At 67.7% G+C, this 13,226-nt stretch carries 15 protein-coding genes and 1 tRNA gene; 9 read left to right on the top strand and 7 right to left on the bottom strand.

Annotated features, from left to right (window positions below; genetic code table 11):
• Positions 1–13: 13 nt before the first annotated feature.
• Positions 14–2,371, top strand: a complete 2,358-nt coding sequence (locus VPH43_RS23450) for a YCF48-related protein (protein ID WP_328580189.1) — start codon at positions 14–16, stop codon at positions 2,369–2,371.
• A gap of 23 nt (positions 2,372–2,394) precedes the next feature.
• On the opposite strand, the gene mutM is transcribed toward VPH43_RS23450, so the two are convergent.
• Positions 2,395–3,225, bottom strand: a complete 831-nt coding sequence (gene mutM / locus VPH43_RS23445; RefSeq protein WP_328580188.1) for a bifunctional DNA-formamidopyrimidine glycosylase/DNA-(apurinic or apyrimidinic site) lyase — start codon at positions 3,223–3,225, stop codon at positions 2,395–2,397.
• Positions 3,226–3,312: 87 nt separating this feature from the next.
• On the opposite strand from mutM, the gene VPH43_RS23440 reads away from it, so the two are divergent.
• The 8 genes from VPH43_RS23440 (at position 3,313) to VPH43_RS23405 (ending at position 9,558) form a co-directional block, all read left to right on the top strand.
• Positions 3,313–5,139 carry a tetratricopeptide repeat protein gene (locus VPH43_RS23440; RefSeq protein ID WP_328580187.1) on the top strand — a complete coding sequence of 609 codons (1,827 nt, stop codon included), beginning with the start codon at positions 3,313–3,315 and terminating at the stop codon, positions 5,137–5,139.
• A gap of 5 nt (positions 5,140–5,144) precedes the next feature.
• Positions 5,145–5,663, top strand: a complete 519-nt coding sequence (locus tag VPH43_RS23435) for a lipoprotein insertase outer membrane protein LolB (RefSeq protein ID WP_328580186.1) — start codon at positions 5,145–5,147, stop codon at positions 5,661–5,663.
• 5 nt (positions 5,664–5,668) lie between these two features.
• On the top strand, positions 5,669–6,541 hold the full coding sequence (gene ispE / locus VPH43_RS23430; RefSeq protein WP_328580228.1) for a 4-(cytidine 5'-diphospho)-2-C-methyl-D-erythritol kinase: 873 nt from the start codon (positions 5,669–5,671) through the stop codon (positions 6,539–6,541).
• A gap of 40 nt (positions 6,542–6,581) precedes the next feature.
• Positions 6,582–6,658 (top strand) — tRNA-Gln (locus VPH43_RS23425).
• A 79-nt stretch (positions 6,659–6,737) separates the two neighbouring features.
• Entirely contained in the window at positions 6,738–7,700 is a 963-nt protein-coding gene (locus VPH43_RS23420; RefSeq protein WP_328580185.1) for a ribose-phosphate pyrophosphokinase, read from the top strand.
• A gap of 105 nt (positions 7,701–7,805) precedes the next feature.
• Positions 7,806–8,435, top strand: a complete 630-nt coding sequence (locus VPH43_RS23415) for a 50S ribosomal protein L25/general stress protein Ctc (protein WP_328580184.1) — start codon at positions 7,806–7,808, stop codon at positions 8,433–8,435.
• A 101-nt stretch (positions 8,436–8,536) separates the two neighbouring features.
• Entirely contained in the window at positions 8,537–9,172 is a 636-nt protein-coding gene (gene pth / locus VPH43_RS23410; RefSeq protein WP_328580183.1) for an aminoacyl-tRNA hydrolase, read from the top strand.
• A complete protein-coding gene (locus VPH43_RS23405) occupies positions 9,169–9,558 on the top strand; it encodes a hypothetical protein (protein ID WP_328580182.1) in 390 nt (129 codons plus the stop codon). The genes pth and VPH43_RS23405 overlap by 4 nt, the downstream gene beginning before the upstream one ends.
• On the opposite strand, the gene VPH43_RS23400 is transcribed toward VPH43_RS23405, so the two are convergent.
• The 6 genes from VPH43_RS23400 to hisH are packed head-to-tail and all read right to left on the bottom strand — an operon-like array spanning position 9,545 to position 13,147.
• Positions 9,545–9,832 (bottom strand): YfhL family 4Fe-4S dicluster ferredoxin, encoded by a 288-nt coding sequence (locus VPH43_RS23400; RefSeq protein ID WP_328580181.1) that lies wholly within the window; start codon positions 9,830–9,832, stop codon positions 9,545–9,547. The two genes, VPH43_RS23405 and VPH43_RS23400, sit on opposite strands and share 14 nt — an antisense overlap.
• Before the next feature lie 7 nt (positions 9,833–9,839).
• The gene (gene coaD, locus VPH43_RS23395; protein ID WP_328580180.1) at positions 9,840–10,346 is read right to left on the bottom strand and encodes a pantetheine-phosphate adenylyltransferase; all 507 of its coding nucleotides are present in this window, start codon (positions 10,344–10,346) and stop codon (positions 9,840–9,842) included.
• A complete protein-coding gene (gene rsmD, locus VPH43_RS23390; protein ID WP_442909334.1) occupies positions 10,343–10,954 on the bottom strand; it encodes a 16S rRNA (guanine(966)-N(2))-methyltransferase RsmD in 612 nt (203 codons plus the stop codon). Before rsmD ends, coaD begins: the two co-directional genes overlap by 4 nt.
• Positions 10,927–11,685, bottom strand: a complete 759-nt coding sequence (gene hisF, locus VPH43_RS23385) for an imidazole glycerol phosphate synthase subunit HisF (protein ID WP_328580178.1) — start codon at positions 11,683–11,685, stop codon at positions 10,927–10,929. Before hisF ends, rsmD begins: the two co-directional genes overlap by 28 nt.
• A gap of 3 nt (positions 11,686–11,688) precedes the next feature.
• Positions 11,689–12,441, bottom strand: a complete 753-nt coding sequence (hisA, locus tag VPH43_RS23380) for a 1-(5-phosphoribosyl)-5-[(5-phosphoribosylamino)methylideneamino]imidazole-4-carboxamide isomerase (RefSeq protein WP_328580177.1) — start codon at positions 12,439–12,441, stop codon at positions 11,689–11,691.
• Positions 12,442–12,487: 46 nt separating this feature from the next.
• Positions 12,488–13,147, bottom strand: a complete 660-nt coding sequence (gene hisH / locus VPH43_RS23375; RefSeq protein WP_328580176.1) for an imidazole glycerol phosphate synthase subunit HisH — start codon at positions 13,145–13,147, stop codon at positions 12,488–12,490.
• Between the last annotated feature and the right edge of the window lie 79 nt (positions 13,148–13,226).

The raw sequence follows: 13,226 nt of genomic DNA, 5'->3' as shown, positions 1-13,226 counted from the left end.
CAAATCGCCTCATATGATCGCCCGCTTTGAAACGAGATGTCAGGGAGAGGGAGTGAGAACCAATCGTCTTGCCGGCGTGCTGTCCGGTTTGTGCCTGCTGTTGTCCGGCTGCGGGGGCGGCGGTGGCGATGACGCAGCCGGCCCCACGCCGCTGCCCCCAGCCGTCACCATTTCGAGTGCCTCGTCCGTGGACGTGGACTCGGCGGCGCAGTTCAGCAGCGACCTGGGCAGCAGCAGCAAGCTGTCCTTCAAGTGGGACTTCGGTGACGGCAGCAGCAGCACCGAGGCCCAACCCTCCCACCAGTACGCCACGGCGGGCGAATTCAACGTCACCCTGACCGTCACCAACGAGAGCGGGGAGACCCGGACCGCCGCGTTCAAGGTCACCGCCAGCCGCACGGCGATGGTGAAGAGCGCCGTCTGCTCTGGTCAGGCTCAAGCCGGTTGGTGCTGGCAACGGCCCCTGCCGGTGGGCAATGTGATCGAGGACATCACCTTCGTCGACGCCAGCAATGGCTGGGCCGTGGGCGGCGGCGGCCAGATGCTGAAGACCAGCGACGGTGGCCTCAACTGGACGCCCCAGGCCTCCGGTGTGACGGCGCGCCTGTCGAGCGTGCGATTCAGCAACTCGATGACCGGCTGGGCTGCCGGCGACAACGGCACCGTGCTTCGCACCGTGGACGGGGGCGCCCATTGGACCCAGCAGGCGGCCGGTTTCAATTCATTCGGCAGTACCGGTACCAGCCTCACGATCATCGACCCGTCCACGGCGGTGCTGACCTCGGGCTATGGTGAAGTCCGCTATACCAAGAACAGTGGCAATGATTGGCTGCCGGCGTCCGGCCCGTCCCCCGCTGCCGTCGCGGCCAACGGTACCCTTTGGTATTTCGCGTATTACGGCGGGGTGCTCAAGTCGACGGACCCCGCCCACACGCCCGTGAGTGTGCTGCCGAGCAACTGGGGCACCTCGTTCCAGGCGGCCAGCTTCGTGAACGACTCGCATGCCTGGGTTTTTGGCACAACGTACGACTCGGGTGACCCGGCCACGTACTACAAGCCAACGCTCTGGCGCACGGTGGATGGCGGAGCCACGTGGTCGCAGTTTGTTCCACCGAGCCTCGGTTCATCGGGGTACTACTCACCCACGGGCTTCAGGTTCTTCAGCGCGACCAACGGCTGGCTGCTGATTGCGGGCACCCTCTATCGGACCACGGACGCTGGCACCACCTGGTCTGCACTGACCTTGCCGACTCCGGCGGGCGCTGTCTACGCGGGCGAGTTCATCGATGACAACACGCTCGCCTTGCGCGGACAGGACGGTGCCGTGTGGTTGACCCGAGACGCCGGCGGTGCGTGGACGCGCCTGGCGGTGCCCGGCGAAGCGACGCAAAGCATGTATGACGCACTTCGTGTGCGCATCACCGCCGCCGGCGTGCTGCTGAGCTACGGCTCCCGGACCTATCTTTCGGCCGATGGCGGTGTGTCGTGGCAGCGCGTGCTCGGTGGTGCACCCGAAGAAGCCACCGGTGCGCTGAGCTCGCTGTGGTTCTTCGACGCCAAGAAGGGCCTGGCCGTCTCCGATGCGGGCTGGTTGCTGAGCACCGCGGACGCCGGGCTGACCTGGACGCGCCGCGACATGCCCAACAGCTACTACTACGGCGGCTATGCCTCCCGGCTGCAGTTCAGTTCCTCCACCGACGGCTGGATGTTGTCGGGCGGCACCGGTATCAAGCGCACCACTGACGGTGGCCAATCCTGGTGGACATCTGCCGGCTCCATCCCGGACAGCTCCATCGTGGACTTTCATTTCGTCGACGCCAACCGGGGCTTCAACGTCAACTACAACGGCGACCTTGCGACGAGCACCGACGCTGGCCAGACCTGGACCAAGCTGAGCACGCTGCGCTACGGTGTCGCGGGCCTGCGCTTCATCAACGCCAACGAAGGCGTCGTGGTCGGCACGAACGGCTACGTTGCCCGCACGGCCGACGGCGGCCTCACCTGGTCGCTGCGGCCCTCCGGTGTGGTGGACCATCTGCGGCGCGTGATGTTCCAGACCGCCACGGTCGGCTGGGCTGTAGGCACCAGCGGAACCTTGATCCAGACCACCGATGGTGGAATGACCTGGCGCCGCATACCTGTTCCCACCACGGCAGACATGAACGACGTCTTCTTCGCCGATGCACTGCATGGCTGGGCGGTGGGCACTGGCGGTGCAGTGGTGTCCACCAGCGACGGTGGCGCCACGTGGACCTTGCAGCCGAGCGGCACCAACCGCAATCTGGCCAGCGCCTACTTCGTGGACACGCGGACGGGCTGGCTCGGCGGCGAGGCCGGGACGGTGCTTGCCACCGCCACTGCGGGGCACTGACCTCAGCCGCCTCGGCAGCGCGATCAGCGCTTCTGGCACCCCGGGCAGAAGAAGCTGGCGCGCTGGCCCTGCACGATGCGCCGCACCGTGCCGCCGCAACGGCGGCACGCCTCGCCCTCCCGGCCGTAGACCTGCGCCTGCGATTGGAAGGCGCCGCTCATGCCGTGGGCGTCGCGAAAATCCCGCAAGGTTGAGCCGCCCAGCTCGAGTGCCTGCGCCAGCGTGCCGCGCACACAGGCGAGAAGCCGCTCGGCACGCGGCCGGCTGATCCGGTGGCACGCGGTGCGCGGGTCGATGCCGGCGCAGAACAAGGCTTCGCAGGCGTAGATGTTGCCGGCGCCGACGACGATGTCGCCGGCCAGCAAGGCAGCCTTGATGCTCGTACGCCGGCCCTTCAAGGCTGCATGCACGACCTCCGGCGTCAGCGCCGGATCAAACGGTTCCCGGCCCAGCCCGCTGAGGAGCTTGGCGGCCATGCCGTGCTCCAGACCAGGCGACCACACCACCGCGCCAAAGCGCCGGGGGTCGGTCAGCCGGAGCACTCCGCGGGTGGTGAACAGGTCGAAATGATCATGCTTTCCAGGCTGCGCCCCCGGCTCCCCGAACGCCAATGAGCCCGACATGCCCAGGTGCAGCAACAAGCCACACACGGGGTGGCGGCCGTCGAGAAGCGGGACCCAGAGGTACTTGCCGCGCCGCTGCACTTCACCCACAGTGAACCCGTGCAGCGTTTCCGGGTCGCAACCCAGTGGCCAGCGCAAGGGAGCGCCCAGCCGCACGCCGGTGACCCGGGCTCCGGCGATGCGCTCGGCAAAGCTGCGCCGCGTGACTTCGACTTCGGGCAATTCCGGCATCGGGGCATTATGGGCATTGCGGCGCACCGGCCGGACCGGTGTGGCCCTGGTGCGGTTCTAGAATCAATTTTCGAATCAGGAGCTTCGATGTCTGCCCTTTTTCTGCGCCGCTGCCGACGTTCCGCCCTGGCCGCCGCGGCATGCGCTGCGCTGCTGGTCCAGGCGCCGGTGACGGCGGCGGCACCTGAAACGGCCGCTGCGGCGCCTGAACCGGTGGTCAACTCCAACCTCGACGCGCCGCTGTTCTACCAGTTGCTGCTGGGTGAAATGGAGTTGCGCTCCGGCGAGCCCGGTACGGCGTTCCAGGTGATCCTGGACGCCGCGCGACGCACCCAGGACGAAGCCCTGTTCCGCCGCGCCGTGGACATTGCACTGCAGGCCCGCGCAGGCGACCAGGCGCTGAGCGCCACCACCGCCTGGCGGGCCGCGCTGCCGCGCTCGACCGAGGCGCTGCGCTACCACGTGCAGCTGCTGATGGGCCTGAACCGGCCGACCGACGCGATGGAACCGCTGGGCGCCCTGCTGCTGGCCAGCCCGCCGGCGGAGCGCGCCGGGCTGATCTCCTCGCTGCCGCGCCTGCTGCAGCGCAGCGCCGACCACAAGCAGGTGGCCACGCTGCTGGAGCAACTGTTGCAGCCCTACCTAGAGGCGCCGGAGACCCGCACGGCCTCGCGCGTGGCCATCGGCCGCATGTGGCTGGCGGCGGACGACAAGGCCAGGGCCGGCGCCCTGCTGAACGAAGCACAGAAGGACGACCCCACCGCGCCCGGTCCGGCGCTGCTGGCGCTGGACATGCTGCCCACGACACCGGCAGTGGAAAGCGTGATCACGGGCTACCTGCGCCAGCCCAAGGCCGAGCCGATGGTGCGGCTGGCCTATGTCAGGGCGCTGACGAATGCGCAGCGTTATCCCGATGCAGTGGTCCAGCTCGAGCAGCTGACGCGCGAGCAACCCGATATCGCGCCCGCCTGGCTCACGCTGGGGGCGCTGCATCTGGAACTGCACCATCCTCAGGAAGCGGACGCGGCATTGCAGCGCTATGTGCAGGTCGTGCAAGCCGGCAAGCCGGCGGCGGCCACACCGGCCGCGAGCGAAGGCGATGACGACGATGACGATGACGCGCCCGTGGCCTCGGGCTCGTCCGACCGCGGCCTGATCCAGGCCTGGCTGCTGCTGTCGCAGGCGGCGGAGATGCGTGGCGACTACACCGCGGCCGAGAACTGGCTGGCCAAGGTGGACAGCCCGCAGCGCGCGCTGGAGGTGCAGACCCGTCGTGCCGTGCTGCTGGCGCGCCAGGGCAAGCTGCGCGAGGCGCGCGCGCTGGTGCAGAAGGTGCCGGAGCGCAGCCCGGAAGACGCACGCGCCAAGCTGGTGGCCGAAGCCCAGGTGCTGCGTGACGTGAAGCGCTGGCGCGAGGCCAATGAGGTGCTGGAGACCGCGAACAAGCGCTTCCCGAACGACGCCGACCTGCTGTACGAGCAGGCCATGGTCGAAGACAAGCTCAATCGCGCCGACGAGATGGAGCGCCTGCTGCGCAAGGTGATCGAGATCAAGCCCGACCACCACCACGCGTACAACGCGCTGGGCTATTCCCTGGCCGATCGCAACAAGCGCCTGCCCGAAGCCAAGGCGCTGATCGAAAAGGCGCTGGCGCTGTCGCCCGGTGAACCCTTCATCACCGACAGCCTGGGCTGGGTGGAATACCGCCTCGGCCGTCGCCCGGAGGCCCTGCAGCTGCTGCGCAAGGCCTACAGCGCCCGCCCGGACCCCGAAATCGCTGCCCACCTGGGCGAAGTGCTCTGGGTCGATGGCCAGCGGGACGAAGCGCGCAAGGTGCTGCGCGATGCCAAGCGCAAGGACAGCAAGAACGAGGTGCTGGGCGAAGTGCTGGCGCGCCTGAAGGTCGACTTGTGAGAGGCGTGGTCGCCGCGTGGGCGGTGTGTGCCGCGCTGGCCGGCTGCAGCACGTTCAATCCGCCCGTCCAAGGCCCGGACGACACGCTCAGCGGCCGCCTGTCGGTGCAGGTGGACGCCCACAACGGCGCACCGGCCCGCAACGTGAGTGCCGCCTTCGACCTGCGTGGCGGCCCCGAACGCGGCGAGATGCAGCTCACCTCGCCGCTGGGGACCGTGATGGCGCAGGCGCGCTGGAGCCCGACCGACGTGGTGCTCAAGAGCAGCGACGGCGAAAAGCGCTTCCGCGACCTGCCCGCCTTGGCCGACGAAGTGCTCGGCGAGCCGCTGCCGCTGGGCGCCTTGTTCGACTGGCTGCGCGGCAAGCCCTGGGCGGGCGCGCCCAGCAGCCCCTTGCCCGCGCCGGGCGCCGGCTTCGAGCAGCTCGGCTGGACGGTGGCGCTGGAGCGCCGAAGCGAAGGCTGGATCGTCGCGCACCGCAGCGCGCCGCCGGCCGTCACCGTGCGCGCCAAGCTGGCCCCTTGAGCGCAATGAAGGCGCTTTGGGATGTGCCGGCACCGGCCAAGCTGAACCTTTTCCTCCACATCATCGGCCGCCGGGCCGACGGCTATCACCTGCTGCAGTCGCTGTTTGTGTTGATCGACTGGCAGGACACGCTGCACCTCGAATGCCGCGCGGACGGCAGGCTGACGCGCCACGACACCGGCCATGCCCTGCCGGAGGACGACCTGTGCCTGCGTGCCGCTCGCCTGCGGCCGCCGGCGCGCGGCAGCACGCTGGGCGCGGACATCACGATCGAGAAGCGGCTGCCCTCGGGCGCCGGCATGGGCGGCGGCAGTTCCGACGCTGCCACGGTGCTGCTGGCGCTGAACCGACTCTGGGGCCTGAACTGGTCACGTCAGAAGCTGCTGCAGCTGGGTGAACGGCTGGGCGCCGACGTGCCGTTTTTCATCGGCGGCCACAACGCCTTCGTCGAAGGCATCGGCGAGCAGCTGACGCCGGTGGACTTGGCGCCGCAGTGGTTTGCCGTCGTGAAACCGCCGGTGGACATCCCGACAAAAACGATCTTTCAAAGCCCGCTCTTGGTACGCGACACAGAGCCTGTTATACTTGCGGGCTTACCTGCAGACACTGCTTCAGTGACCGGCCGCAATGATTTGCAGCCAGCCGCCGAAGCCCAGGCGCCGGCAGTCAGGGATGTGGCCCAGTGGCTCGAAGAGCGCTTTGGCAACAGCCGCATGACGGGTTCAGGGAGTGCGGTGTTTGCAAGGGCCGGAGCAATCCGGGACGGTACAGGCGACCAACCTGTGGCGACATGGCGGGAGGGGGAGCTTCCTCCCGGCTGGGTCGGTCGAATGTGCCGCAGTCTGACGCAGCATCCGCTCGCCGGGTGGGCAGACTGAAACGGTTTCAAGGTGTCGGCCGTCAGGCCGGAACCTGTGTAGGGGAGTCGCCAAGTTGGTTAAGGCATCGGATTTTGATTCCGACATGCGAGGGTTCGAGTCCTTCCTCCCCTGCCAAATTTTCTGAGTCTCCGGGACAGCGAGGCCTGAGGGAACGCGCAATCGGCCGGAACCTGCCGGCTCTCACGGAGAGAACATGCTGTTCAACACCGTTCTGTTCACCGGGAACGCCAACCCCGTTCTCGCGCAGGAGATCGCCACCCACCTCGGCGTGGACCTCGGCAAGGCCCATGTGGGCCGCTTTTCCGACGGCGAAGTCGATGTGCGCATCGACCAGAACGTGCGCGCCCGCGACGTGTTCGTGGTGCAGTCCACCTGCGCCCCGACCAACGAAAACCTGATGGAACTGTGCATCATGGTGGATGCACTCAAGCGCGCTTCGGCCCGCCGCATCACCGCCGTGATGCCCTACTTCGGTTATGCGCGGCAGGACCGCCGCCCGCGTTCCACCCGCGTGCCCATCAGCGCCAAGGTGGTGGCCAACATGCTGCAGACCGTGGGCGTTGAGCGTGTGCTCACCATGGACCTGCACGCCGACCAGATCCAGGGCTTCTTCGACATCCCGGTGGACAACATCTACGCCTCGCCAGTGCTGCTGTCGGACGTGAAGGCCAAGTCCTATTCCGACCTGGTGGTGGTGAGCCCGGACGTGGGCGGCGTGGTGCGCGCCCGTGCGCTGGCCAAGCAGCTGAACTGCGACCTGGCCATCATCGACAAGCGCCGCCCCAAGGCCAATGTCTCCGAGGTGATGCACGTCATCGGCGAGATCGATGGCCGCAACTGCGTGATCATGGACGACATGATCGACACCGCCGGCACGCTGGTGAAAGCGGCCGAGGTGCTGAAGGAGCGCGGCGCCAAGAGCGTCTACGCCTACTGCACGCACGCGGTGTTCTCCGGCCCGGCCATCGAACGCATCAAGAATTCCCAGCTCGACGAAGTGGTGATCACCAACACCATTCCGCTCAGCGCCTCGGCCAAGGGCTGCACCAAGATTCGCCAGTTGTCCGTGGCCTTCCTGTTCGCGGAGACGATCCGCCGCATTTCGGACGGCGAATCAGTGACCTCCCTGTTTGCGGAGCAGAACAATAATTTTTAGATGGAGAAGCGGGTACACCTTCGGTGTCCCTTCTCTTTTTTGTCGGGCCTTTCGGGCCCATCCATAGGCGCCTGGTCGCGGGCGCCTCACCTTTGGAGTGAAACCATGAAATTCGTCGCTTATGAGCGCACGTTGCAGGGGACCGGAGCGAGCCGCCGCCTGCGCGTGGCTGGCAAGGTGCCTGGCATTGTCTATGGCGCCGGCGAGGCCAAGATGATCGAGCTCGATCACAACGCCCTGTTCCATGCGCTGAAGAAGGAAGCCTTCCATTCGTCGCTGCTGGACATGGAAGTGGCCGGCAAGACCGAGAAGGTCCTGCTGCGTGACTACCAGATGCATGCCTACAAGCCGATGGTCATGCACATCGACTTCCAGCGCGTGGACGAGACCACCCGCATCAACAAGAAGGTGCCGCTGCACTTCGTGAACGAGGAAAACTCGCCGGCCGTCAAGACCGACAAGTGCCTGGTGAACCACGTGATGGCCGAAGTGGAAATCAACTGCCTGGCCTCTCAGCTGCCGGAGTTCATCACCGTCGACCTGGGCGAGCTGACCAAGGGCCAGTCGCTGCACGTCAACGACATCAAGCTGCCCAAGGGCACCAAGGTGGTGACGCACGGCAAGCCGAACCCGGTGATCGCAGTGGCGACCCTTCCCGTCGCCGAGGAAGAAGTGGCTGCAGCCGCCGCCCCCGCACCGGCACCCGCGCCCGCCAAGGGCAAGGGCAAGAAATAAGGGGCTGGTCGCCGAACGCGACCGCCCCCTTTCGGGTGCACCCCTCGAGCCCCACTTCGGTGGGGCTTTTTCGTTTCCGAGCCCCTCGATAATCCCGCCCCATGATTCGACTGCTGGTAGGCCTGGGCAACCCCGGGCCGGAATACGACGCGACACGCCACAACGCCGGCTTCTGGTGGGTGGACGAAGTGGCGCGCAAGCTGGGTGCCACGCTGCTGCCCGATCGCGGCTATCACGGCCTGGTGGCTCGGGTGAACCGGCCCGACGGCCCCGTGTGGCTGCTGGAACCGCAGACCTACATGAACCTGTCCGGCAAGTCGGTGGCGGCGCTGGCGCGCTTCTTCAAGATCGCGCCGGAAGAAGTGCTGGTGGTGCACGACGAACTCGACCTGTTGCCAGGCCAGATGAAGCTCAAGCTCGGCGGCAGCCATGCAGGCCACAACGGGCTGAAGGACATCCATGCCCAGCTCGGCAGCCCGGACTACTGGCGCCTGCGCCTGGGCATCGGCCACCCGGGCGTCAAGGCGGAGGTCATCAACTACGTGCTTCGCAAGCCGCCTCTGGCCGAACGGGAACTGATCGACAAGGCGATCGACCGATCGCTGGAAGCGCTGGACCTGGTGCTTGCGGGCGACATGGAGAAGGCGATGATGAAAATCCATGCGAAGCCGCCACGGCCCAAGCAACCGAAGCCGCCCCAGCCGGCGGACGATGCCACCCCGGAGGCCGCATCGTGAAGCGGCTGCTGGTGTGTGCGCTGGTGCTGCTCCCCGCCATGGCACCGGCTCAAACGGTCTACCGCTGCGGCCCCGAAGGCAACCAGTACAGCAGCGAGCCCTGCCCGGCCGGCCGCCCGGTGGACGTGGACGACCAACGGACCAACGCCCAGCGACAGGCTGCACAAGCCGCCGCCAAGCGTGAAGCCGCGCTCGCGCGGCGCCTGGCGCAGGAGCGCGAGCGCCGGGAAGCCGCCGTTCAGCCAGCCGTGGCGGTCGGCATCCGGGGCGAACGAGGCGTGCCTGCGGCCCGGTCCGCGTCTGCGCCGGCGGCCAGCAAGAGCAAGAAAAAGAAGTCGAAGAAATCGCCCAGCCACGCGCCGGACGCGCCCGTCACGGTTCGCTGACGGGCTGGCCCTGCTCGGGAGCAGCCGCTGCGACCTGCAACGCCCGGTGCTTGGCCATCAGCATGTCGCGTGTCTCGTGACGCCCCGGGTCCACCGGGATGCAGCTCACCGGGCACACCTGCACACACTGCGGCTCATCGAAATGCCCCACGCATTCGGTGCAGCGGTTCGGGTCGATCACGTAATAGTCCGCGCCCATGGAGATCGCCTGGTTGGGGCACTCCGGTTCGCAGACATCACAGTTGATGCACTCGTCGGTGATCATCAGGGCCATGCCGGCCTCACTCAGGGTCGCTGCGCGACACCCGCTCCTGCAGTCGTTGGAGCACCGAGGGTGCCACGAACTTGGAAACATCACCGCCCAGCATGGCAATCTCGCGCACGAAAGTGCCGGAAACGAACTGGTAGTGGTCGCTGGGGGTGAGGAAGAGTGTTTCAACCTCGGGCATCAGCTGGCGGTTCATGCCCGCCATCTGGAATTCGTATTCGAAGTCGCTCACCGCCCGCAGCCCCCGCACCACCACCTTGCCGCCGTGGTGCACCACGAAATCGCGCAGCAGGCCGCGGAAGGCGATGACCTCCACATTGGGATGCTGGGACGCCAGCTCCTGCGCCATCTCCAGCCGTTCGGCGATGGTGAACATGGTGCGCTTGTGGTGGCCGGCCGCCACCGCCACGATCAGGCGCTCGAACAGCCGGCTGGCACGGCGCATCAGGTCGACGTGGCCCAGGGTGAACGGATCGAAGGTGCCGGGATAGACGGCGGTCAGACGGGTCACGGAGGTCAAGACGCGGGCTCCTCGGCGGGGGATCCGGCCAGTGTAATGTCGCGCTGCAACAAGTGGAAATGCACCGCGCCGGCCCGCCCCTGGCGGCGCAGGCGGTATCCCAAGGGGGCGAGCACCGGCTCGCTCCAGGGCTCGGGCGCCTCCAGGTAGAGCACACCGTCTTCGCGCAGCAGCCGGCGGGCCGCGGCCAAGGCCGGCTCAAACAGGCCGGCGTCGAACGGCGGATCCAGGCACACCAGGTCGAAGCTGGCCGGCGCCGCCCGCCGCATCCATGCCAGTGCATCGGCCTGTTCCACCCGCACCGTGCTGGCCTGCAACCGCTGCTGGGCGGCGCGCAGCTGACGCACCAGCGCAGGATCGCGCTCCAGCAGCACCACGCTGGCCGCGCCACGGGATGCGGCTTCGAAACCCAGCGCCCCGCTGCCCGCAAACGCATCCAGGCAGCGCCAGCCGGCCAGGTCCTGCCCCAGCCAGTTGAACAGTGTCTCGCGCACGCGATCGGGCGTGGGGCGCAGCCCGGGTTTGTCCAGCACCGGCAGTTTGCTGCGCTTCCACGCGCCGCCGATGATGCGGACCTCGCTCACTGGCGGACCGGTATGCCCCGTGATGCCATCAGCGCCTTGGCCTCGCCCACGGTGTGCTGGCCGTAATGGAAGATGCTGGCCGCCAGCACGGCGTCGGCATGGCCGAGCTGGATGCCGTCGGCCAGGTGCTCCAGGTTGCCGACGCCGCCGGAGGCGATCACCGGCACCGGCACCGCGTCCGACACCGCGCGGGTGAGCTCGAGGTTGAAGCCGATCCGGGTGCCATCACGGTCCATGCTGGTCAGCAGGATCTCGCCAGCCCCGTGCTCCGCCATCTGGCGGGCCCAGGCCACCGCGTCCAGCCCGGTGTTCTTGCGCCCGCCGTGGGTGTACACGTCCCAGCCGCCGCCCTCGCGCGCCTTGGCGTCGATGGCCACCACGATGCACTGGGCGCCGTACTTCTGCGACGCATCCCGTATGACCTGCGGGTTGGCGACGGCCGCCGAGTTGAAGCTGACCTTGTCGGCCCCGGCGTTGAGCAGGCGCCGCACATCCTCCACCGTGCGCACGCCGCCGCCGACGGTGAGCGGAATGAACACCTGGGACGCCACCGCCTCGATCATGTGCAGGATCAGGTCGCGTTCGTCGCTGGTGGCGGTGATGTCCAGGAAGGTGAGCTCGTCGGCGCCCTGGTCGTTGTACCGCGCGGCAATCTCCACCGGATCACCGGCGTCGCGCAGCTCCACGAAGTTGACACCCTTGACGACACGCCCGCCGGTGACGTCCAGGCAGGGGATGATGCGTTTGGCCAGCATGCCTTACTGCGTGAGTTCGTCGGCCAGCTCGTCGGCGCGCTTTTGCGCCGCCACGAAGTCGAGCGCGCCGGTGTAGATGGAGCGGCCGCAGATCACGCCTTCGATGCCTTCGCTTTCCACCGCGCACAGGCGCTCGATGTCGGCAATGTTTGACAGCCCACCGGAGGCGAACACCGGGATGGTGAGCGCCTGCGCGAGCGTGACGGTGGCCTCGATGTTGATGCCGGTGAGCATGCCGTCGCGGCCGATGTCGGTGTAGATGACACCTTCGACGCCGTAGTCCTCGAATTTCTTGGCGAGATCCACCACCTCGTGGCCGGTGAGCTTGCTCCAGCCATCCGTGGCCACCTTGCCGTCCTTGGCGTCCAGGCCGACGATGATGTGGCCGCCGAAGGCGCTGCAGGCGTCCTTGAGGAAACCGGGGCTCTTGACCGCGGCGGTGCCGATGATCACGTAGCTCAGGCCGTCGTCCAGGTAGCGCTCGATGGTGTCCAGGTCGCGGATGCCGCCGCCCAGCTGTACCGGGATGTCGTCGCCCACCTCGGCGAGGATGGCCTTGATCGCGGCTTCGTTGATCGGCTTGCCGGCAAAAGCGCCGTTGAGGTCGACCAGGTGCAGGCGCCGGGCGCCCGCATCCAGCCAGCGCCGGGCCATGGCGGCCGGGTCCTCGCCGAAGGTGGTTGACACGTTCATGTCGCCTTGTTGGAGGCGCACGCACTTGCCGTCTTTCAGGTCGATCGCCGGAATCAGCAACATGGCTGTGAAGCGGTGGTGGAGGAAGGTGGGATCCCGAGAAACCGTGTCAGGGCTTCCAGTGGAGGAAGTTGCGGTAGAGGGCCAGGCCGTGCGCTGCGCTCTTCTCGGGGTGGAACTGGGTGGCAAAAATGTTATCCCGGGCCACGGCGCTGGTAAAGCGCAGACCGTACTCCGTTTCGCCGGCGCTGTGGTGCGGGTCCGACGGGCGAGCGAAAAAGCTGTGCACGAAATAGAAGTACGCCTGGTCGGGCACGCCCTGCCACATGGCATGCACCGCACCGCCGTGGGGCACCTGCACCACCCGGTTCCAGCCGATCTGCGGCACCTTGTAGCGGCTGCCGTCCGGCTGCAGCTGGCCTCCGAGCTCGAACCGCTGCACGCGGCCTGGGATGAGCCCTAGGCCCGGGGTGTCCTGCTCGTCGCTGTGGTCCAGCAGCATCTGCATGCCCACGCACACCCCCATCAGCGGCTTGCTGGCGGCGGCTTCGAGCACCGCCTGCTGCAGGCCGCTGTCCAGCAGCTCGCGCATGCAGTCGCGCATGGCGCCCTGGCCCGGCAGCACGATGCGTTCGGCAGCGCGCACGGCATCGGGCGAGGAGGTGACGATCACCTCCACACCTTCGCCCCGCGCCACATGCATCACCGCCTGCGACACCGAGCGCAGGTTGCCCATGCCGTAGTCGACGACGGCGACGGTGCGGGCCATGTCAGCGCCGCCCGGCCGCCCGAAGGCGTTGACGCGCCCCCTCGGGGGGCAGCGAACGAAGTGAGCGTGGGGGCTGGTT

It is taken from the genome of Ideonella sp. BN130291, from assembly GCF_036231905.1.
Lineage (GTDB): Bacteria > Pseudomonadota > Gammaproteobacteria > Burkholderiales > Burkholderiaceae_C > CAMLIZ01.
Note: the sequence above shows the minus strand (reverse complement) of the source record. Positions and strands in the feature narration are given on the sequence as shown.

What these genes read in the sequence shown, in the direction of transcription:
- VPH43_RS23450 (WP_328580189.1), top strand. Translation starts at nt 14, where the DNA reads ATGATCGCCCGCTTTGAAACGAGATGTCAGGGAGAGGGAGTGAGAACC.
- mutM (WP_328580188.1), bottom strand. Translation starts at nt 3,225, where the DNA reads ATGCCGGAATTGCCCGAAGTCGAAGTCACGCGGCGCAGCTTTGCCGAG.
- VPH43_RS23440 (WP_328580187.1), top strand. Translation starts at nt 3,313, where the DNA reads ATGTCTGCCCTTTTTCTGCGCCGCTGCCGACGTTCCGCCCTGGCCGCC.
- ispE (WP_328580228.1), top strand. Translation starts at nt 5,669, where the DNA reads ATGAAGGCGCTTTGGGATGTGCCGGCACCGGCCAAGCTGAACCTTTTC.
- VPH43_RS23420 (WP_328580185.1), top strand. Translation starts at nt 6,738, where the DNA reads ATGCTGTTCAACACCGTTCTGTTCACCGGGAACGCCAACCCCGTTCTC.
- VPH43_RS23415 (WP_328580184.1), top strand. Translation starts at nt 7,806, where the DNA reads ATGAAATTCGTCGCTTATGAGCGCACGTTGCAGGGGACCGGAGCGAGC.
- pth (WP_328580183.1), top strand. Translation starts at nt 8,537, where the DNA reads ATGATTCGACTGCTGGTAGGCCTGGGCAACCCCGGGCCGGAATACGAC.
- VPH43_RS23400 (WP_328580181.1), bottom strand. Translation starts at nt 9,832, where the DNA reads ATGGCCCTGATGATCACCGACGAGTGCATCAACTGTGATGTCTGCGAA.
- hisF (WP_328580178.1), bottom strand. Translation starts at nt 11,685, where the DNA reads ATGCTGGCCAAACGCATCATCCCCTGCCTGGACGTCACCGGCGGGCGT.
- hisA (WP_328580177.1), bottom strand. Translation starts at nt 12,441, where the DNA reads ATGTTGCTGATTCCGGCGATCGACCTGAAAGACGGCAAGTGCGTGCGC.
- hisH (WP_328580176.1), bottom strand. Translation starts at nt 13,147, where the DNA reads ATGGCCCGCACCGTCGCCGTCGTCGACTACGGCATGGGCAACCTGCGC.